General features: G+C 72.0%; 19 protein-coding genes. 10 read left to right on the top strand and 9 right to left on the bottom strand.

Annotation, left to right across the window (positions count from 1 at the left end; all coding sequences use genetic code 11):
• The coding region (locus BU204_RS31455; RefSeq protein ID WP_075129428.1) for a cytochrome ubiquinol oxidase subunit I at positions 1-1,425 on the bottom strand (1,425 nt) is incomplete at its 3' end.
• A gap of 330 nt (positions 1,426-1,755) precedes the next feature.
• Here BU204_RS31455 and BU204_RS31450 point away from each other — a divergent pair.
• Together BU204_RS31450 and BU204_RS31445 are read left to right on the top strand one after the other, a co-directional pair.
• On the top strand, positions 1,756-2,355 hold the full coding sequence (locus BU204_RS31450; RefSeq protein ID WP_083661805.1) for a TMEM165/GDT1 family protein: 600 nt from the start codon (positions 1,756-1,758) through the stop codon (positions 2,353-2,355).
• A 28-nt stretch (positions 2,356-2,383) separates the two neighbouring features.
• Entirely contained in the window at positions 2,384-3,268 is an 885-nt protein-coding gene (locus BU204_RS31445; protein WP_198943059.1) for an oxygenase MpaB family protein, read from the top strand.
• Positions 3,269-3,272: 4 nt separating this feature from the next.
• Here BU204_RS31445 and BU204_RS31440 read toward each other — a convergent pair whose 3' ends face one another.
• Positions 3,273-4,178, bottom strand: coding sequence for an AraC family transcriptional regulator (locus tag BU204_RS31440; protein WP_075129426.1), 906 nt, complete (start codon positions 4,176-4,178; stop codon positions 3,273-3,275).
• A 75-nt stretch (positions 4,179-4,253) separates the two neighbouring features.
• Here BU204_RS31440 and BU204_RS31435 point away from each other — a divergent pair, with 75 nt between their 5' ends.
• A complete protein-coding gene (locus BU204_RS31435) occupies positions 4,254-5,183 on the top strand; it encodes an NAD-dependent epimerase/dehydratase family protein (protein WP_075129425.1) in 930 nt (309 codons plus the stop codon).
• A gap of 22 nt (positions 5,184-5,205) precedes the next feature.
• Here the strand turns inward: BU204_RS31435 and BU204_RS31430 are convergent, their stop codons facing one another.
• The 3 genes from BU204_RS31430 to BU204_RS31420 form a co-directional block, all read right to left on the bottom strand.
• Positions 5,206-5,889: a helix-turn-helix domain-containing protein gene (locus tag BU204_RS31430; RefSeq protein ID WP_075129424.1), complete on the bottom strand. Its 684-nt coding sequence runs from the start codon at positions 5,887-5,889 to the stop codon at positions 5,206-5,208.
• Between the two features lies 1 nt (position 5,890).
• Complete coding sequence (gene fahA / locus BU204_RS31425; RefSeq protein WP_075129423.1) at positions 5,891-7,129, bottom strand: fumarylacetoacetase; 1,239 nt, start codon at positions 7,127-7,129, stop codon at positions 5,891-5,893.
• Positions 7,130-7,255: 126 nt separating this feature from the next.
• On the bottom strand, positions 7,256-8,134 hold the full coding sequence (locus tag BU204_RS31420) for a hypothetical protein (protein ID WP_269844676.1): 879 nt from the start codon (positions 8,132-8,134) through the stop codon (positions 7,256-7,258).
• A gap of 70 nt (positions 8,135-8,204) precedes the next feature.
• Here BU204_RS31420 and BU204_RS31415 point away from each other — a divergent pair, with 70 nt between their 5' ends.
• Complete coding sequence (locus BU204_RS31415) at positions 8,205-9,395, top strand: homogentisate 1,2-dioxygenase (protein ID WP_075129421.1); 1,191 nt, start codon at positions 8,205-8,207, stop codon at positions 9,393-9,395.
• A 195-nt stretch (positions 9,396-9,590) separates the two neighbouring features.
• The gene (locus BU204_RS31410; protein WP_075129420.1) at positions 9,591-11,834 is read left to right on the top strand and encodes a PQQ-dependent sugar dehydrogenase; all 2,244 of its coding nucleotides are present in this window, start codon (positions 9,591-9,593) and stop codon (positions 11,832-11,834) included.
• A gap of 63 nt (positions 11,835-11,897) precedes the next feature.
• Here BU204_RS31410 and BU204_RS31405 read toward each other — a convergent pair whose 3' ends face one another.
• Entirely contained in the window at positions 11,898-12,296 is a 399-nt protein-coding gene (locus BU204_RS31405; RefSeq protein WP_075129419.1) for a hypothetical protein, read from the bottom strand.
• A gap of 2 nt (positions 12,297-12,298) precedes the next feature.
• Positions 12,299-12,925 carry a LysE family translocator gene (locus tag BU204_RS31400; protein WP_233160808.1) on the bottom strand — a complete coding sequence of 209 codons (627 nt, stop codon included), beginning with the start codon at positions 12,923-12,925 and terminating at the stop codon, positions 12,299-12,301.
• A 60-nt stretch (positions 12,926-12,985) separates the two neighbouring features.
• On the opposite strand from BU204_RS31400, the gene BU204_RS31395 reads away from it, so the two are divergent.
• Positions 12,986-13,759 (top strand): DUF2470 domain-containing protein, encoded by a 774-nt coding sequence (locus BU204_RS31395; RefSeq protein WP_075129418.1) that lies wholly within the window; start codon positions 12,986-12,988, stop codon positions 13,757-13,759.
• Positions 13,760-13,774: 15 nt separating this feature from the next.
• Here the strand turns inward: BU204_RS31395 and BU204_RS31390 are convergent, their stop codons facing one another.
• Complete coding sequence (locus BU204_RS31390; protein WP_075129431.1) at positions 13,775-14,233, bottom strand: PPOX class F420-dependent oxidoreductase; 459 nt, start codon at positions 14,231-14,233, stop codon at positions 13,775-13,777.
• Between the two features lie 34 nt (positions 14,234-14,267).
• Between BU204_RS31390 and BU204_RS31385 the strand changes: the two genes are divergently transcribed.
• Both BU204_RS31385 and ligD read left to right on the top strand, forming a co-directional pair.
• Positions 14,268-15,071: a CPBP family intramembrane glutamic endopeptidase gene (locus BU204_RS31385; protein ID WP_233160807.1), complete on the top strand. Its 804-nt coding sequence runs from the start codon at positions 14,268-14,270 to the stop codon at positions 15,069-15,071.
• 16 nt (positions 15,072-15,087) lie between these two features.
• The gene (ligD, locus tag BU204_RS31380) at positions 15,088-17,517 is read left to right on the top strand and encodes a DNA ligase D (protein WP_075129417.1); all 2,430 of its coding nucleotides are present in this window, start codon (positions 15,088-15,090) and stop codon (positions 17,515-17,517) included.
• Between the two features lie 20 nt (positions 17,518-17,537).
• Here the strand turns inward: ligD and BU204_RS31375 are convergent, their stop codons facing one another.
• Positions 17,538-18,119, bottom strand: a complete 582-nt coding sequence (locus BU204_RS31375; RefSeq protein ID WP_075129416.1) for a DM13 domain-containing protein — start codon at positions 18,117-18,119, stop codon at positions 17,538-17,540.
• A gap of 114 nt (positions 18,120-18,233) precedes the next feature.
• On the opposite strand from BU204_RS31375, the gene BU204_RS31370 reads away from it, so the two are divergent.
• Both BU204_RS31370 and BU204_RS31365 read left to right on the top strand, forming a co-directional pair.
• Positions 18,234-19,418 carry an arginine deiminase gene (locus tag BU204_RS31370; RefSeq protein WP_083661804.1) on the top strand — a complete coding sequence of 395 codons (1,185 nt, stop codon included), beginning with the start codon at positions 18,234-18,236 and terminating at the stop codon, positions 19,416-19,418.
• Position 19,419: 1 nt separating this feature from the next.
• Positions 19,420-20,031, top strand: a complete 612-nt coding sequence (locus tag BU204_RS31365; RefSeq protein ID WP_075129415.1) for an alpha/beta fold hydrolase — start codon at positions 19,420-19,422, stop codon at positions 20,029-20,031.
• Positions 20,032-20,072 lie beyond the last annotated feature (41 nt).

Below are 20,072 nucleotides of genomic sequence, written 5' to 3'. Positions count from 1 at the left end.
CCCCCCCCCCCCCCCCCCCCCCCCCCCCCCCGCACGCACGTACCGGCGGATCAACACGACCTCCACCACCGCGAGCACGCCGTAGACCAGCGTCAGGGCGATCAACGAGGTCAGCACCTCGCCCACGGTCAGCCCGGAGACCGCCTGCGCGGTGAACATCCACACACCGTCCACACCGGACGGATTGGGGGCGACGACGAACGGCTGCCGCCCCATCTCGGTGAAGATCCAGCCGAAACTGTTGCCCAGGAACGGTGTCGCGATGGCGAGCAGCGCGATCCGGGGGAACCACGGGGACCGGGGGACGCGTCCCCGGCGGGTCAGCCACCACACCAGGACGCCGACCCCGGCACCGACCGCGCCGAAACCGATCATCAACCGGAATCCCCAGTAGGTGACCGGCAGGTTCGGCACGTAGTCGATCGGCTGACCGGACAGCTCGCCGAGCCGCTCGTCGACCGGGTAGAACTCGCCGTACTCCGCCCGGTACTGCTCGACGAGGTCGTTGACGCCGCGGACCTCGGTATCGACGTCCCCGTTGGCCAGGAACGACAGCAGCGCCGGCACGGTGATCGACTTGACGCTCTCGCAGTCCGGGCTGGACACGTCGCCGATGGCGAAGACGGAGAAGCCGGCCGGGTGCTCGGTCTCGCACAGCGCCTCCGCGGAGGCCATCTTCATCGGCTGCTGGGAGAACATCAGCTTGGACTGGAGGTCGCCGCTGACCACGAGCGCGCCGAAGGCCACCACCCCGACAGCGGTGCCAAGGCGCAGCGAGGAGCGCCAGACGTCGGAGTCCTTCGTGGACCGCCAGAGGTGCCAGGCGGCGATGCCGACCAGGAACGCGCCGGCCACCGCGAAGGCGCCGGCGACCGTGTGCGGGAAGGCCGCGAGCACGGTGGAGTTGGTGAGGACGTCGCCGATCGAGTTGAGCCGTGGCCGGCCGTCGACCAGCTCCACGCCGACCGGGTGCTGCATCCAGGAGTTCGCGGCCAGGATGAAGTAGGCCGACACCATCGACGCCAGCGAGAAGGCCCAGACGCAGGCGAGGTGGACGCGCTTGGACAACCGGTCCCAGCCGAAGATCCACAGGCCCAGGAAGGTGGACTCGACGAAGAAGGCGATCAGGCCCTCCATCGCGAGCGGCGCACCGAACACGTCGCCGACGAAGCGGGAGTACTCGCTCCAGGCCATGCCGAACTGGAACTCCTGGACGATGCCGGTGACCACGCCCATGGCGAAGTTGATCAGCAGCAGCTTGCCCCAGAACTTGGTCATGGCGAGGTAGCGCCGGTTGCCCGTGCGCACCCAGGCCGTCTGCATTCCCGCCACCAGCAGCGCGAGGCCGATGGTCAACGGGACCATGAGGAAGTGGTAGACGGTGGTGATGCCGAACTGCCACCGGGCGAGGTCAAGGACGTCCACGGGAGACAGCGTGCATCCCGACACGGGCTCCCCGTCAGGTCCTCGGGTCCTGGCCGGACGGGACCTTGGTCCCGGCTTGGCCCCCCGGGTGCGGCCCTGTGACCAGCGATACTCCCGTCGTCGTGGTGTGTCGAGCTAGAATTGAGGCGCCAGAGGGGAGTAGTTCCCGCGGTGGCCTCGGCCACCCGGCGAGAGCATCGACATACTGACTCGCTCGCGAGTCCGGTGCCTCACCCGCATCCCAGCGGGCGAACGAGACCTCCGGCCAGGTTGTTGACACGCCTGGTCGGAGTCGTGCTGCCTCCGTCCGGGCTGGACGGAGAGGACCCCGTGGACCCCTCACTGCTCGCCCTGCTCACCGCGTTCGGCCTGGTCTTCGTTGTCGAACTGCCCGACAAGACCATGATCGCGACGCTCATCCTCACCACCCGCTACCGCGGGCTGCCGGTGTTCGCCGGCGTGAGCGCCGCGTTCGCCGTCCAGTGCGTGATCGCGGCGTCGTTCGGCGGCGTGCTCACCCTGCTCCCGGAGCGGCTGGTGGCGGGTGTGGTCGCCGTCCTGTTCGGGCTCGGCGCGGTGCTCCTGCTGCGGGAGGGGTTTGCCAGGGACCACCAGGACGAGTCGGACGCGGCGGCCAGTGCGGTCGGTCCGGTCACGTTCCTGCGGGCGGCGATCACCTCGTTCGGCGTGCTGTTCGCCGCCGAGTGGGGCGATGCGTCCCAGTTCGCCACGGCGGCGCTCTCCGCGCGGTTCGCCGACCCGGTGTGGGTCGGGCTCGGCGCGTGGCTCGCGCTGGCCGCGGTCGCCGGGATCGCCGTGCTGCTCGGTACGAAGATCCGCCACCGGCTGCGGCCCCACCTCGTGCAGCGGGTCGCCGGGTTCGTGTTCGCCGGGTTCGCCGTGTTCGCCCTGGGACAGGTCCTGTTCTAGTTCCGACCGGGCGGTGGACACTCCTGTCGTGACAGCTCTCACCAGAACCGAGCGTCGGCCGATCGAACCGGGCACCCGGCTGTGGGAGGAGACCGGGCTCGTCACCTTCTCGCTGACCACCGGGTCGGCGTTCGCACTGCAGGTGATGCATCCCGCCGTCGGCGCGGTTGTCGGGGAGCACTCGGTGTTCCGGACCGACGCGATCGGCCGGGCCAGGCGCAGCGTCGCCTCGGTGATGACCTGGATCTACGGCGGCGAGGCAGCCCTCGAGGAGGCCGACCGGCTGCGTGCCCTGCACGTGCCGCTGCGCAGTACCGATGCCGAGGGGGTGACCCACACCGCGCTCGCGTCCGGCCCCTGGGCGTGGATCCTGCTCACCGCTCCCTACGCCTACCTGACCGCCGCCCGGTACTTCTCCCGCCGCCCGATGGAGCACGACGAGGCGGCGGCCTTCTACGGCGAGGTCCAGCAGCTGATGCTCAACCTGCACGTGGCGCCGAAGGAGATCCCGCCCAGCTACGAGGACTACCTGGCGCTGTTCGACGACGTGATCGAGCACACGCTGGTCGCCCACCCCACCGCCTACGAGTTCCTCGAGGCCAGCCGCCGGGTACCGCCGCCACCCGCGCTGCCGGCGGCGCTGCGTCCGCTGTGGCGGGTGCTCGCCGACGTCCCGGGCCGGCTGCAGTACTTCGTCACGGTCGGCACGTTGCCACCGCGGGCGCGGGAGATCCTCGGCCTGCCCTGGTCCGACCGGGACGAGCGGCGGCTGCGGCTGTTCGGGCGGCTGGTCGCCTGGCTGGTGCCGTTGCTGCCCGAGCGCCTGCGGTACCTGCCCATCGCCTACGAGGCGCGCCGGGTGGAACGGGCCAAGGCCGCGTTGGCCCGTGCGCTGGCGCGCCGGCCCACCTGACCGCTCAACCCTCGCGTCGGTACTGCCCGGGGGCCACCCCGAACTCTCGCTTGAACGCCTTGGCGAAGGCGAACTCCGAGCCGTACCCGCACCGGGCGGCGACCGTGCGCAGGGGCGCGTCGGACTCGCGCAGCAGCCGCGCCGCGGTGGTCAGCCGCCACCAGGTGAGGTAGGCCAGCGGCGGCTGGCGCACCGTCGCGGTGAAGCGACGGGCGAAGGCCGCACGCGAGAGCCCGGCGCGGTCGGCCAGGGACTCGACGGTCCACGGCCGCTCGGGGTGGCGGTGCATCGCGCGCAGCGCGACGCTGACCGCCGGGTCGTTGAGCGCGCCCACCCAGCCGGCGGCCGGAGCCTGCTCCTCGAACCAGGCACGCAGGACGTAGAGCAGCAGCATGTCGATCAGCGCGGGCAGGGCAGCGGCGGTGCCGGCGCGGGGCTCGTCCAGCTCCGCGCCCAGAAGCTCCACCGCGCCGCGCAGGGAGGCGTGCCGGCCGAGCCGGGCGGGGAGGTGGATCACCGGCGGCAGGTCGGCGAGCAGCGGGTGCGGCCTGGCCCGGTCGAAGGTGTACATGGCGCAGAGCAGTTCGGTGACCACGCCGGAGCCGTCGATGCGCATCTCCTCGACCGGTGACTCCTCGTTCGGCTCCGGGCAGTAGTCCACGAGGGTGCGACCGGGCCGGTCGGCGAGGGCGTGCGCGTTGCCGTGCGGGGTGAAGACCACGTCGCCCACGCCGAGCGGCACGGGATCGCCTCCCGCGGGCAGAAACCAGCAGCCGCCGCGGAGGACGACGTGCGCCCCGGCCGACTCGGCCGGCGGGAAGCGGACGCCCCAGGGCGCACCGGTGCTGCTGCGCGTCGCCTCCGGCCGACCGGTGCGCATGACCGCGAGCACATCGCTGAGGACGTCCACGAGGTAGACGATAGGACATGTGAGCGCGCTTTCCAGCTATTCATCGTCTCGGCTCCCGCTCGTAGCTTTGCGTCCATGACATTCCACGTTGTTGTCGGCGCCGGACCGACCGGCCGCGCCACGGCCCTCGAACTCGCCGAGACCGGGGACGAGGTGCTCCTGGTCAGCCGGCGCGGCACCGGACCGACCCACGCACGCGTCAGGCCGGTGGCCGCGGACGCCACCGACGCGGGCCTGCTCACCTCGCTCGCCGAGGGGGCGGCAAGCCTGGTGAACTGCGCCGCACCCGCCTACGACCGACTGCCGCAGGACACGCCCCCGCTCGCGGCGGCGCTGCTCACCGCCGCCACCAGGACCGGCGCGGGCTATGTGAACCTGAGCAACTGCTACGGCCTCGGGCCGGTCGAGGGCCCGATGACCGAGGACCTCCCGCTGCGTCCGACCACCATCAAGGGCCAGGTACGGGCCGACATGTTCACCGAGGCCATGGCCGCGCACGAAGCGGGCCGGTTGCGGTTCACCGAGGTCCGCCCCGGCGACTTCCTCGGCCCCGACGCGGTGTCGATGTTCAACCTGATGGTCACGCCGTTCGTGCTCGCCGAACAGGAGGTGGTGTTCCCCGGCGACCTGGACGCCCCGCACAGCTGGACCCAACCGCGGGACGTGGGCCGCGCCCTCGCGACGATCGCCCGCGACGAGCGCTCCTGGGGGCGGGCCTGGCATCCGCCGACCTGCGCCGACGTGTCGTTGCGGGAGGTGGCGAACCGGCTCGCGGAGCTGGCCGGGCGAGCCCGGCCGAGGCTGCGACGGATGACCGCCCTGGAGCTGCATGAGGCGGCGCGGGCGGACTCGATCATGGCCGAGCTGCCGGAGATGCAGTACCTGTACGAGCGGCCCGCGGTGATGGGTACCGAGCTGACCCGGCGGACCTTCGGGCTGGAGCCGACCCCGCTGGACGAGGTGCTCCGGGAGACCGCCGCGGCCATGGCCACCCCGGCGGCCTGAGGCCTAGCCCGGACGGCGGATCTCAGCGGAGGGCCTCGGCCACCGCCACGGCGGCCGCGCGGACCTGGGGTCCGATCACCTCGCCGTCCAGCTCGTGGAAGCTGACGACGCCCACACTGGCCCGCAGGCCGGGCACGCCGCGGACCGGCGCGGCGATCCCGGAGGCCCCCTGCTGGAGCTCGCCGGTGGTGGCGATCCAGCCGGGGTCCTCGTCGCGCAGCCCGATGGCCTTGCCGGCCGCGCCGCGGCGCAGGGAGTGGCGGGTGCCGACCCGGTAGGCGACGTGATAGGTCGTCCAGGACGGCTCGATCACGGCGATCGCCTGGGCCTCGTCGCCGTCGGCGACGGTCAGGTGGGCCGTCGCGCCCGACGCCTCGGCCAGCTCACGCAGCGCCGGCAGGGCGGCCAGGCGCAGCTGCGGGGTCACCTTGGCGGCCAGGCGGAGCAGGCCGAGCCCGAGGCGCACCTTGGAACCGTCCCGGCGGACCAGACCGCGCTCGGCCAGGGGCACCAGCAGCCGGTAGACGGCGGCCCGGCTGGCGCCGATCGAGGTGGCCAGCTCGCTGATCGTGGGTGCCTCCGACTCGGCGTCGGCCACCGCCTGGAGCAGGGCCAGGCCCCGGTCCAGCGTCAGGGAGCTCTCCCGGCCGGCCGGTGCCGGTGGGCGCGTGGGCGTGACAGGAAGGGGTCGCGTCGGTCTGGACACGTCAGTCCCAAGGTGTCGGCGGGGCGGGCAGGACGGTGCCGGCGACCTCCGCTATGCCCACCACCGAGCCGTCCTCACCCGGCGCGGTGGCGGTGACGACGACCGAGTCGCCGTCCTCGAGGAAGGTCCGGGTGGAGCCGTCGGCGAGGGTGATCTCGTCCCGGCCACCCCAGGACAGCTCGAGGAAGCAGCCGCGCTGTTCGGGCAGCGGTCCGGACACCGTGCCCGAGGCGAACAGGTCGCCGGGACGCACCACGGCGCCGTTCACCGTCATGTGGGCCAGCTGTTGGGCGAACGAGTAGGACATGTCGGCGAACTGCGGGTTGGAGACCACGCTGCCGTTCCACTCCACGCGCAGCCGCAGGTCCAGACCCCAGGGCGAGTCCTCGACCAGGTAGGGCAGGCGCGGGTGGCCGATGTCGGGGACCGGCACCCTGGCCACGGCGAGGGCGTCCAGCGGGGTCACCCAGGCCGAGACCGAGGTGGCGAAGGACTTGCCGAGGAACGGGCCGAGCGGCTGGTACTCCCAGCCCTGGATGTCCCGGGCGGACCAGTCGTTGACCAGCACGACGCCGAAGACGTGCTCGGCCGCGGCCGAGGTCGGCACCCGGCGGGCGAGCGGCCCGCCGCAGACGAACCCGACCTCCGCCTCGATGTCCAGGCGACCGCTCGGGCCGAACTTCGGCATCGGCGTGCCACGGCGCTGACCGTGCGGGCGGACCACCTCGGTGCCGGAGACGACGACCGTGCTCGAGCGGCCGTGGTAGCCGATCGGCAGGTGGGTCCAGTTCGGCAGCAGCGGCTCGCTGTCCGGCCGCATGATCCGGCCGACGTTCTCGGCGTGGTAGCGCGAGGAGTAGAAGTCCACGTAGTCGCCGACGGTGAACGGGAGCAGCGCACGCACGTCGGCCAGCGGCAGGAGCTCGGCACCGGGCGGCCGGCTCGCGCCGGTCACCAGCTCGGTCAGGCGGGCGCGCAACGCGCTCCACTCGGCCCGGGTGGCGGCCAGCAGCGGGTCCAGCGAGGTGCCGGAGACCAGGTCGGCGAGGGGACCTAGCTCGCCGGCGAGCGAGCGCAGGGACAGGGCGTGGTCACCGAGCCGGACCGCCACGCGCGGGCCGTCACCGGGATCGACCACGCCGTAGGGCAGGGTCTGGGGACCGAAGGGCTGATCCCGGGCGAACGCCTCGTCGCGAACCCACCGGGCCGCCTCCCCGGAATCAACCCTGTTGGTCACCATGGGCAGCGACCGCTCGGCCTGAGCACGTACTTGTGGCTGGGTCGCGTCACGTTCCCCTGAGGTGACGTTGCGGAGGTGGACAGGAGATCTCTCACTGGCCTGCCTCCCCGAGGCGCGGTGGCTCGCTCACAGGAGGCCCAGCTCTTCGAGGTCGGTGACGGGGTCGGTGAGCGAGCAGGAGCCGTAGGAGGCGAACACCCCGCGCACGGCGAGCTGCTCGTTCTCGGTCAGTGCCTGGGCCTCCGCGGCCAGTGCCTTGCCGTCGGTGCTCTCCAGCGCCTCGATGACCTCCTCACCCACCCCGCCGCCGGCGATCAGCCGGGCGGTGGCCATCAGCAGGTTGAGGAAGCCGTGGTGGGTGAAGCCGGTCTGCTCGTCGGTGTGGCGGACCGCGTTGTGCAGGCCCGCGGTGGCCTTGAACGAGGCGTTGCCCTGGTTGATCACCGCGAGGAACTCGGCGACCTCTCCGACGCTCGGGAAGTTCTGCTGGGACAGGCCCCCGCAGCGGATCTTGGGCCAGCTCCCGTGCTCGATCACCCGCTGGATGCCGTCGAGCCAGCCGGCGCCCCCGCGCCGCGGCTCGATCACCCGGATCACGTCCTCCGGCACGAACTCCGACACCCGCTCCAGCCACACCTCGTCCACGTCCGAGGGCGCTGGCATCTCCACCATGCGCAACGCGAGGAGCTCAGCCCTGGACTCGACGATGGACAACGCCTTGGGCACCCCGCCCAGGCCGGTGTCGATGACCAGGGAGAGCTCCACCGGTCTCGGTGGCTTCGCCCTGATCAGGTCGGTGATCAGTTCGGGGAGCCGGGAGGCTGGGCAGAGGAACAGGCCGATCAGATCCGACCGCTCCCCCGTTCTGCCCTCGAGGTGCAGACGCACGGCGTCCGGCATGGCGGCGTTGCCCGGTGGGAACAGGGCGGCGTCGTCAACGAGCCGGGCGAGCAGCGGTGGGACATCGCGTTGACCTTGCGGAGGCACGGGTGCGGCGCTTGACACGGCTGACACGCTAGTAGCGTACCGGCAACTGAACAAAGACGTTCGACATGCGGACACTCTGGAGAGGTCGATGCCGTACTACCGCAGCGTCGGGGAGATCCCCCGGAAACGGCACACCCAGTTCCGTTCCCCGGAGGGTGGCCTGTACGCCGAGGAGCTCATGGGCGTGGAGGGTTTCTCCTCCGACTCGGCCCTGCTCTACCACCGGCACCTGCCCACGGCGATCGTCAACGCCGAGGTCGTGCCGGACCACCGAGGCACCCTCACACCCAACCACCCGCTCAAACCGCGCCACTTCCGGACCCAGGACCTCAAGCCGGACGGCCAGCCCGCCGGCGACGCGGTGACCGGGCGGCGCACCCTGTTCGGCAACAACGACGTGACGATCTGCTTCGCGATCGCCACCGAGCCCAGCCCGCTGTACCGCAACGCGGCCGGCGACGAGTTGATCTACGTGCAGACCGGGTCGGCGACCGTGGACACCATCTACGGTGCCCTGGACATCGCGGACGGCGACTACCTGGTGGTCCCCACCTCGACGACCTACCGGGTGCGGCCGCACGGCGAGGCGAGGCTGTTCGTACTGGAGGCCGGCGGCCACATCGGACCGCCCAGGCGCTACCTCTCGACCAGGGGCCAGTTCCTGGAGCACTCCCCGTACTGCGAACGGGACCTGCGCGGACCGGTCGAGCCGATGGTCCCGGCGGCCGACGAGCCGACGAGCGACGTCCCGGTCCTCGTGCGCCACCGCGCCGGGCTGACCAGGATGACCTACGCCGACCACCCGTTCGACGTGGTCGGTTGGGACGGTTGCCTCTACCCATGGGTGTTCAACATCCGTGACTTCGAGCCGATCACCGGCCGGGTGCACCAGCCGCCGCCGGTGCATCAGACGTTCGAGGGACCGAACTTCGTCGTCTGCTCGTTCTGTCCGCGCAAGGTCGACTACCACCCGCTCGCCGTGCCGGTCCCCTACAACCACGCCAACGTCGACTCCGACGAGCTGATGTTCTACGTGGGCGGCGACTACGAGGCACGCAAGGGTTCGGGAATCGGGCTCGGCTCGCTGTCGCTGCACCCCTCCGGCTTCACCCACGGCCCCCAGCCCGGGGCGGCCGAGGCCTCACTCGGAGCCGAGCGTTTCGATGAGACAGCAGTGATGGTGGACACCTTCCGCCCGCTCGAAATGGGAGAAGCAGCTACGTCCTGTGAGGACTCCTCCTACGCTTGGTCATGGTCTGGGCGTCCCCCAAAGGAGTGAAGGCAACGCGTTTGTCATAACCGAGAGAATTTCGTTAACGGGCCCCAACCCTGGGTCGATGGTTCGGACAAGCCACCCGATCGTGTAAAAGCGCACAGTCAGTAGTCGGGTGCAGTTCAGGATTGGGGTCGTCCGTTGCGTTTGCATCGTAGTTCCGCGCGTCCACGAAGAGCGCGGCTGTCCGGCCTGCTCGCCGTGTGCCTGACCGCTGGCTTCGTCACCACCGCCACCGTCTCCACTACCACCGCCTCCGCCGCCGTCCCGACCGGCTTCACCGACACCGTCGCGATCGGGGGCCTGACGAACCCGATCGCCGCGGCGTTCGCACCCGACGGCCGGGTGTTCGTCGGGGAGAAGAGCGGCATCGTCAAGACGTTCGACTCGATCGCGGACACCACCGCGACGACCACTGTCGACCTCCGAACCCAGGTGCAGGACTTCTGGGACCGCGGTCTGCTCGGCATGACCGTCGACCCGGCCTTCCCCACCCGGCCCTACCTGTACGTGCTCTACACCTACGACGCCGTGCCGGGCGGGACCGCACCGCGCTGGGGTGACGCCTGCCCAACCCCGCCCGGGGCGACCGAGGAGGGCTGTGTCGTGACCGGCCGGCTGTCCCGGCTGACCATCGGCGCGGGCGGCGTGGCGACGGGCGCCGAGCAGGTCCTGCTCACCGACTGGTGCCAGCAGTACCCCAGCCACTCCATCGGCACCGTGACCTTCGGGCCGGACGGCGCGCTGTACGTCGGCGGCGGCGACGGCGCGAGCTTCAACTTCGCCGACTGGGGGCAGCGGGGCAACCCCTGTGCCGACCCGCCGAGCCCGGCCGGGACCAACCTGGCACCGCCGGACGCCCGCGGCGGCGCGCTGCGCTCGCAGTCCCCGCGCCGCCCGGCCGGTGAGCCGGTCACGCTGGACGGCACGATCATCCGCGTCAACCCGGACACCGGCGCCGGCGTGGCTGGCAACCCGTTCGCCTCGAGCACCAACGCCAACGCGCGCCGGGTGATCGCCTACGGCATGCGCAACCAGTTCCGGTTCGGCTTCCGCCCCGGCACCAACGAGCTCTGGTCGGGCGACGTGGGCTGGAACACGTGGGAGGAGATCAACCGGATCCCGAACGCGACGGACGCCGTCGCGGAGAACTTCGGCTGGCCCTGCTACGAGGGCGGCGCCCGACAGTCCGGCTACGACGGTGCGAACCTGACCGTCTGCGAGTCGCTCTACTCCGGAGCGGGCCAGAACGCGCCGTACCACGCCTACAACCACAGCGCGAACGTCGCACCGGGCGACGGCTGCCCGACCGGTGGCTCGTCGATCAGCGGCATCGCGTTCGAGTCGACCAGCAACTACCCGGCGGCCTACAACAACGCGCTGTTCTTCGCCGACAGCTCACGGGGCTGCATCTGGGCCATGCGGGCCGGCACCAACGGCCTGCCGGACCCGACGCAGATCGTGCCGTTCGTGACCGGTGTGAACATCCCCGTCCAGGTGCTGACCGGGCCCGGCGGCGACCTGTTCTACATCGCGCTCGGCGCCGGCCAGCTGCGCCGGGTCAGCTACCCGTCCGGACCGAACACCGCGCCGACCGCGGTCGCGACCGCCAACCCCACCTCGGGCGCGGCGCCGCTGGCCGTGCAGTTCAGCGGAACCGGCTCCTCGGACCCCAACCCGGGCGACACGCTCAGCTACGCCTGGGACCTGGACGGCGACGGCCAGTACGACGACTCCACCTCGGCCACACCGCAGCGGACCTACACCACCCAGCAGGTGGTCACCGTCGGCCTGCGGGTGACCGACTCCGGGGGGCTCTCGGACACCGACAGCGTGCAGGTCACCGTCGGCACCCCGCCGAGCGAGGACCCGGTGGTCACGATCGACAACCCGACCGCGGCCGTGCAGTGGGCAGTGGGCCAGAACGTTCCGTTCGCCGGCCGCGCGACCGACGCCCAGGACGGCGCCCTGCCGGCGTCCGCCCTGGACTGGGTGCTCACCCTGCAGCACTGCACGTCCTCGACCAGCTGCCACGCGCACAACGTGCAGTCCTTCGACGGGGTGGCCTCGGGCAGCTTCATCGCCCCGGACCACGAGTACCCCTCGTTCCTGGACCTGACGCTGACCGCGACCGACTCCGACGGGAACACCAGCTCGACGACCGTGCGGCTCAACCCGCGCACGGTGAACCTGACGTTCACGTCGAACCCGAGCGGGGCGCAGCTCACGGTGGGCACGGTGACCCAGACGGCGCCGTTCACCCGCACCGTGATCGTGGGGTCGAACAACTCGATCAGCGCGCCGAGCCCGCAGACCCTGAGCCTCGGCCTGCGGTTCCGGTTCACCAGTTGGTCAGACGGCGGCGCGCAGAGCCACAACATCGTGGCCCCCGCGACGGCGACGACCTACCGGGCGAACTACCAGGTCTGCCTGTTCACCTGCTGACGCGCCACGGCGCTGACCGATGAGGCGAGGGCCCGGCCGCCAGCCGGGCCCTCGTCGTCTCCGCTACCCGACGAGGGACACCGCGGCCAGGAACAGCACGAGACCCATGAGCGCGACCGGCAGCAGGAACAGCAGCACGACGTTCGCGTTCACCGGCGAGCCGTCCGGGTAGGCGACGTTCGCCCAGCCCATGATCGCCGCGGCCGGCCCGCCGAGGATGAACGTCGTCACCCGGGTGCGGACCGAGGCGGGCAGGCCCTCCACCCGCTTGATCGTCGACACCAGGTCGGCGCCGACCAGCCACCCGACCAGCACCCCGGTGCCGACGGAGAGCGGGACGCCGTACTCCCGGGCCGGCTCGACCGTGAGGAACAGGACCAGGGCGCCGAAGTACAGGATGAGGAACAGCCAGGTGGAGAAGACGACCGCGCCCCGCCAGCTCCGGATCGTGAAGAACAGCACCGCTACTGGGTGACCGCGATCCGGATGCCCAGGCCGACGAGCAGGGTGCCCATGACCGCGTCCACGATGCGGCGCACGCGCACCGCGGTGAGGATGCGGCGCAGGGCGGAGACGAGGTTCACCAGCACGATGAACCAGACCAGGCTCACCGTCGCGGCGACCGCGGCCAGCAGGACGTGGTCGAGCACCGAGGCGTTCGCCGGCACGAACTGGGGCAGCAACGCGATGAAGAACACCGCGACCTTGGGGTTGAGCAGGTTGGTCAGCAGGCCCTGGCGGAACGCCGCGTCGGCCGTGCGGGCGCCGGCGCCCGAGGTGTCCGGCGGCTCGTAGCCCTCGCCCCGCCGCGCGGCGAGGAGCGCGCGGACGCCGAGCAGCACCAGGTAGGCCGCACCGACCAGCTTCACCACGGTGAAGGCCACGGCGGACGCGGCGAGCAGGCCCGCGATCCCCAGCGCGGTGACCACCGCCCAGGCGAACACGCCGCTCGCGATGCCGGCGGCGCAGGCCATGCCGGCGCGGCGGCCGGACACGACGGCACTGCGGAGCACTATCACGAAGTCCGGTCCGGGCGACATCGCGGCGACGAGGATGATCCCGCCGAGGGTGAGCAGCTGCGTCAGGTTCACGCGGTCAGGCTACCGACGCCGACTACCACAAATCCAAGCACTTAGGTTAGCCTTACCAGCGTGACCGACCGACCGCCGATCCCGGGACCGGCCGAACGCGCGAGGACCATCGCCGCGCGCGGCCCGGCGTCGCTGCTGCCGCCGCTGCCCGGACTGCCGCCGGTCGCCACCGATCCACGGCCCGACCGGGTGGCCCCGCTGCTGCACTACGTCCACCAGGACGCCTCGGTGTCCGTCCTGCTTCCCGACGACCACCCGCTGGCGACCGGCGCGCCGGTCATCACGATGGTCGAGATGGTGGACATGGCGCCGGTGCCGCTGCGCGAGCCGGTGCGCGGGCTGCTCTGGATCACCGGACGCATCCGGGCCCTGCCGGAGGCCACCGCCCGGGCGCTCGCCGTCGACCTCGCCGCGCTGCGTCCCGACCCCCGGCTGCTCGATCTCGGCCACGGGGCCACGCTCTGCTGCCTCGAACCGCTCTCGCTGGTGGTCGCCGACGCGGACGGGACCCACCCGCTCACTCCGGACGAGTTCGCCGCCGCGGAGGCGGACCCGTTCTGCGACCAGGAGGCCGGCTGGCTGCGCCACCTGGAGGTCTCGCACACCGACGTCCTGCACACGCTGCGCCGCCACCTGCCGGACCACCTGCGCGGCGGCCACCTGCGCCCGCTCGGGCTCGACCGCTACGGCCTGCGGCTGCGGGTGGAGGCCATCGAGGGCGACCACGACGTCCGGCTCGCCTTCGAGCGGCCGATCGCCACCCTCGAGGAGCTCTCCGCAGAGCTGCGGCGGATGGTCGGCTGCCCGTTCCTCGCGATGCGGTCGGCCGGATAGCGGTACCGGCGCGCCTCAGGCCAGCTCGGGTGGGAAACCGCCGGTCGCGATCGGTCCCCACCGGGTGATCGTGACCCGGATCAGGGACTTGCCCTGCCGACGGATGGCCTCGCGGTACTCGTCCCAGTCCGGGTGCTCGCCGGAGATCACCCGGAAGTACTCGACCAGGGGTTCGAGGGCCTCCGGGAGGTCGAGGACCTCGGCGGTGCCGTCCACCTGGACCCACGCCCCGTCCCAGTCGTCGCTCAGCACGCAGGCCGAGACCTCCGGGTCGCGGCGGGCGTTCACGGCCTTGGCCCGGCTCGGGTAGGTGGAGATCACCAGTCGGCCGGAGGTGTCCAGCCCGCAGGTCACCGGTGAGAGCTGGGGGCTGCCGTCGGACCGCCTGGTGGTCAGGATCGCGTGGTGGCGGGGCCGGACGAAGTCCTCGAGGGCGGCGCGGTCGACGCGCTCGGAAGTGGCGATTCTCGGCACCCGGCCACTGTACGTCGGCGGGTAGCGTGCGGGCGTGATCTCGTTGCGCACCTGGTTGGCGCCGCCGCGCCGGGGCGATCGGCTGACCGACCCCACCGAGCGGCGGGCGATCGTCGTCGAGCTGGTCGTCGTCCTCGCCGTGACGCTGGGCATGTCGGCGCTGCGCAGCCTGCTGTCCCTGCTCGACGCGCTCCTAGCGCCGGAACCGCTGGCCGAGCAACAGGTCGCGATCAACGTCCGCCAGGCGGACCTGGACCTCATCGACCTGCTCCGCCAACTGCTCAGTGCCACCCAGCTGTTCGCCTGGGGCGCACTCGGGCTCTACCTGCTCTGGCGGGCCGGGATCCGGTTCGCCGAGATCGGGCTGGACCGGCGGCGGCCCGGCCGGGACGCGCTCACCGGGGCCGGGCTCGCCGCGCTGATCGGCATCCCCGGGCTCGGGCTCTACTTCCTGGCCCGCGCGGTCGGGGCCAACCTGACCGTGCTGCCGTCCACGCTGGACGACACCTGGTGGCGGCCGATCGTGCTGACGATCGCGGCGGCGGCCAACGCCTGGGCGGAGGAGGTGCTGGTCGTCGCGTACGTGCTCACCAGGCTGCGCCAGCTCGGCCTGGGCGAGAACGCCTCGTTGGCGGTCTCCGCCGTGCTGCGCGGGTCCTACCATCTCTACCAGGGCTTCGGCGGGTTCCTCGGCAACGTCGTGATGGGCCTGGTGTTCGGCCGGTTCTGGCAGCGCACCAACCGGCTCTGGCCGCTCGTCGTCGCGCACACGCTGCTCGACGTCGTCGCGTTCGTCGGCTACGCCCTGCTGCGCGGACGCGTCTCCTGGCTGCCCTGAGGGAGGATGGAACGCGATGGGCGACCTCGAGGAGTACCGCAGGAAGCGCGACCCGGACCGCACCCCGGAGCCGGTGCCCGCCGACGACGCGCTCCCGCGGGGCAACAACGACACGTTCGTCATCCAGGAGCACCACGCCACCCGGCTGCACTGGGACGTCCGGCTCGAACGGGACGGCGTGCTCGTGTCCTGGGCGGTGCCCAAGGGGTTGCCGGACGTGCCGGGCGACATCCGGCTGGCCGTGCACACCGAGGACCACCCGATGGAGTACGCGACGTTCTCCGGGGAGATCCCCAAGGGCGAGTACGGCGGCGGCCGGATGTTCATCTGGGACCGCGGCCGCTACGAGACCGTGAAGTGGTCCGACCGCGAGGTCGCGGTGATCTTCGACGGGGAGCGCGCCAGGGGCAAGTACACGTTCTTCCACAGCGGCGGGGACACCAGGGACTGGATGGTCCGCCGTTCCGAGCCGCCGCTGGACCCCGGGTTCGTGCGGCTGCCCGAGCTGGTCGAACCAATGCTCGCCTCGCCGGGCACCCTGCCCGGGGACGACGACGGGCAGGAGTGGGCCTACGAGTTCAAGTGGGACGGTGTACGGGCGTTGGCGCGCGTCGAGGGCGGCCGGCTGTCGCTGTACTCCCGCAAGGGCAACGACGTCACCGTCAGCTACCCCGAGCTGCGGTTGCTCGGCGAGGAGCTGGGGTCGACCCAGGTGTGGCTGGACGGGGAGATCGTCGCTCTGGTGAACGGGCGGCCGAGCTTTCCCGCGCTCCAGCAACGCATGCACGTCCACAACGAGCGCCAGGCGCGCGGCCTGGCGAACTCGGTACCGGTGACCTACCTGGTCTTCGACGTGCTCTACCTGGACGGGCGGTCCTGCCTCGAGCTGCCCTACCGCGAACGGCGGGAGCTGCTCGAGTCGCTCGGCCTGCGCGGTCCGAACTGGAACACCTCGCCCAGCTTCGTCGGGGACGGGCCGGCGGTGGTGGAGACAGCACGCGAACAGGAGCTCGAGGGCGTGATCGCCAAGCGCAGGTCCTCGCGCTACTACCCCGGTCGCCGCTCGGCCGACTGGTTGAAGATCACCGAGGTGCTCACGCTCGAGGTGGTCCTCGGCGGCTGGCGACCGGGCGAGGGCCGACGCGCCGGCTCGATCGGCTCGCTGATGCTCGGGGTGCCCACCGACGCGGGGCTGCGCTATGTGGGCCAGGTCGGCACCGGCTTCACCGACGAGGCGCTGGCCGCGCTCGGTGAACGACTGAAACCGTTGGTGCGCAAGACCTCCCCGTTCGCCGACGAGGTCCCGCGGGACCGGGCGAAGGGGGCGACGTGGGTGTCGCCGGAGCTGGTCGGGGAGGTGGTGTTCCGCAACTGGACGCCGGACGGGCGGCTGCGTGCGCCGTCGTGGCGCGGGCTGCGCTCGGACAAGGACCCGGCCGACCTCGAGCCGGAGGCGCTGCCCGGCTCGGAGCCGGAGGACCCGGCGACCCCGGTTGCCGTCCCCGAGCCGGACGAGCCGGACGAGCCGCGACCGCAGAACGTGTTGGTGGAGGTGGGTGGGCACCGCCTTCGGCTGTCCAACTTGGACAAGGTGATGTACCCGGAGGCAGGGTTCACCAAGGCACAGGTGATCGACTACTACAGCCGGGTGGCACCGGCACTGCTGCCCCACCTGGCCGACCGACCGGTGACGGTGCGCCGGTGGCCGGACGGCGTCGGTGGGCAGCCGTTCTACGAGAAGAACGCGGCCCGGCACGCGCCGGCCTGGATCCGCACGGTGCGAATCGAGACCCCCGGCAGCACGCGCGGCAACGAGACGCTCGACTTCGTGCTGATCAACGACCTGCCGACGCTGGTGTGGGCCGCCAACAACGCCGCACTCGAGCTGCACATTCCTCAGTGGACGGTCGATGAGGACGGTCAGCGGCGCACGCCGGACCTGCTGGTCTTCGACCTAGACCCGGGACCGCCGGCTACGATCGTGGAGTGCTGCAGGGTGGCGGTTCGGCTGCGTGAGGTGCTGGCCGGGCACGGCCTGCAGGCAGTGGCGAAGACCAGCGGCTCCAAGGGGATGCAGCTCTACGCCCCGATCACGACCTCCGCGGTGGAGCGCACGTCGGAGTACGCGAAGGCGGTGGCCGAGCACCTCGCTGCGGAGGACCCGGGGCTGGTCGTGGCCAGGATGGCCAAGGACCTCCGCCCGCGGAAGGTGTTCATCGACTGGAGCCAGAACAACCAGTACAAGACGACGGTCGCCCCGTACTCGCTGCGCGGAAGGTCGTCGCCGACCGCCTCGACCCCGATCACGTGGGCGGAGGTGGAGCGCTGCCGCCATCCCAACGACCTCGTCTTCACGTCGGGCCAGGTGCTGGACCGGGTCGCTGAGCACGGCGACCTGCTGGCCCCCCTGCTCAGCGACGACCGGCCCGCGCTGCCCGAGCTCTGAACGGCGGGTCCGCGTCGTTCCTAGAGGGTCAGCGCGGCGGAGCCGAACGCCACGTTGAAGCGGTCGCACCAGATGACCGCGCTGCGCAGGCCGGCGAGGTCGGCGTCGGCGGGGATCGCGTAGTTGTGGTTGCCCTCGGTCGCCTTGATCTCGCCGAGCGCCACGTACCGTCCGTCGTCGTAGGAGTCCCAGGCGCCGCCGGCGGCGGCCGTCGAGAGCCAGACGTGGACGTCCGGGCCGTCGGAGGTGGTGAAGCCCTCCAGCCGCAGCACCCGCGCTCCGTCCGGCAGTTGGAGAACCCGTGCCGTGCCGGCGGTCTCGTGCTCCTGGCTGACGAACCTCCCCTCGGCCAACACCTCCGGTGCCGCCGGGGTGGACGGGGACGGGGACGGGGACGGGGACGGGGCCGAGGCCGAGGACGGGGACGGGGGAACGCTCGTGGGTGCCGGCTCGGCGTCGCGGGCCGCCACCGGCACCGGCTCGTCGAGGTGGCTACTGGTGAACGCCCGCCAGGGCTCGAACAGGGCGAGGCCGACCGCGGCCCCGGCGACCGCGAGGACGAGGAGGACCCAGGTGATCGGCTTGCGCAGCAAACGTCGCATGGACACATCGTGGCCGGACTTGACGCGACAACCTACTTACCGAGTTATTACGCTCGTTGGGTGACCGCTCAACCAGCATCTGGCCTTGCCGCGCACGACCTGCCGGCCCCGAAGGTGGACAGCGAGGTCGGACCGCTGCGTGCGGTCCTGCTACACCGGCCCGGCGCCGAGCTCAAACGCCTCACGCCGCGCAACAACGACCAACTGCTGTTCGACAGCATCCCGTGGGTGGACCGCGCCCAGGAGGAGCACGACGCGTTCGCCCAGGCGCTCGTCGGCCGGGGCGTCGAGGTGATGCTGCTGGCCGACGCGCTGGTGACCGCGCTGACCGACGAGCGCGCCCACGCCGCGGCGGCCGACACCGCCGTCGACCGCAGGCGCGTCGGCCACGAGCTGGCCGACGCGCTCGGCTCGCACCTGTCGTCGCTTCCCAGCGCCGCGCTCGCGGACGTGCTGACCGCCGGGATGACGTTCGAGGAGCTGCCCGACGCGGAGGGCGCGTCGCTGGTCCGCCGGATGCACCATCCGCACGACTTCGTCGTCGACCCGCTGCCGAACCTGCTGTTCACCCGGGACTCCTCGGTGTGGATCGGTGACCGGGTGGCCATCGCGTCGCTGGCCCTGCCGGCCCGCAACCGGGAGACCGCGCTGCTGGACCTGATCTACGCCTACCACCCGCGGTTCCGGGCGGCGGGTCGGGCCTACGGCGCGCACTCGGCACCGGTGGAGGGGGGCGACGTGCTGCTGCTCGCCCCCGGCGTCCTCGCGATCGGCGTCGGGGAGCGGACCACGCCGGCGGGTGCGGAGTCGCTCGCCAGGTCGGTCTTCGCCGACGGGCTCGCCCACACGGTGCTCGCCGTCCCCATCGCGCAGGACCGGGCGACGATGCACCTGGACACCGTGTGCACGATGGTCGACCGCGACGCCGTGGTGATGTATCCCGCGGTCCGCGACACGCTGCTCGCGTACCCGCTGCAACCGGACGACGCCAAGGGCGTCCTGGTGTCCGGTCCGGTCCCGTTCCTCGACGCGGCCGCCGAGGCGATGGGCATCGAGCGCCTGCGGGTGATCGACACTGGACTGGATCCGGTCACCGCCGAGCGCGAGCAGTGGGACGACGGGAACAACACGCTCGCCGTGGCGCCGGGGGTGGTGGTGGCCTACGAGCGGAACGTGGAGACCAACGCCCGGCTGGAGGACGCCGGGATCGAGGTCCTGCGGATCAGCGGGTCCGAGCTGGGCAGCGGCCGGGGCGGGCCGCGGTGCATGTCCTGCCCGATCAGCCGGGACCCGGTGTGACATGCGGACCGTACTGCTCATCGCGGGTGGCCTCTGGAACGGCGTCGACGCCGAGCACTACTGGCACCGGCCGGGCGTGAGCCACGGCCTGCGGCGGCGCGGGTTCGACGTGCTGGCGCCGGAACGGGTGACCCACCCCGCCGACTGGCAGGCGGAGGCGGACTGGCTCGCGGAGCGCCTGACCGCCGAGCCGGTCGTCGTGGTGGCCGGCTCCGAGGGCTGCTCCGCCGCGACCCGACTGGCCCTCGCCCGGCCGGACGTGGTGGTCGGGCTGGTGCTGGCCTGGCCGGCAACCCCGGTGGACGACGAACCCACCCGCCGACTGCTCGCCGGCCGCGGCGCGCCGGCCGAGACGGTGGACGCCCTGCTCAGCGGCGAGACGCTGCGCGGGGTCAGCGACGAGGAGCTCCGCGGCCTTGAGGTCCCCGTTGGCGTGGTGCCGGCCGAGCCACCCGACGCGGCACACCGGCGGGCAACCGTCGACGCGCTGCTGGAGCGGCTGCCCAACGCGGTGGAGCTGCCCGGGTGCCCGCAGGCACCCGGCGGCGAGTTCGGCATCCAGCTCGAGACGTTCCTCGACGCAGTGGCCGGGTTCGCCGAGCGCCGCCTCTAGACGAGTAAGTCCTAACTGATTCAGTGGTCGTAGGCGGTCAG

Origin of the sequence: Actinophytocola xanthii (genome assembly GCF_001921205.1) — a bacterium.
Lineage (GTDB): Bacteria > Actinomycetota > Actinomycetes > Mycobacteriales > Pseudonocardiaceae > Actinophytocola > Actinophytocola xanthii.
This window is presented reverse-complemented; position numbering and strand designations above follow the sequence as displayed.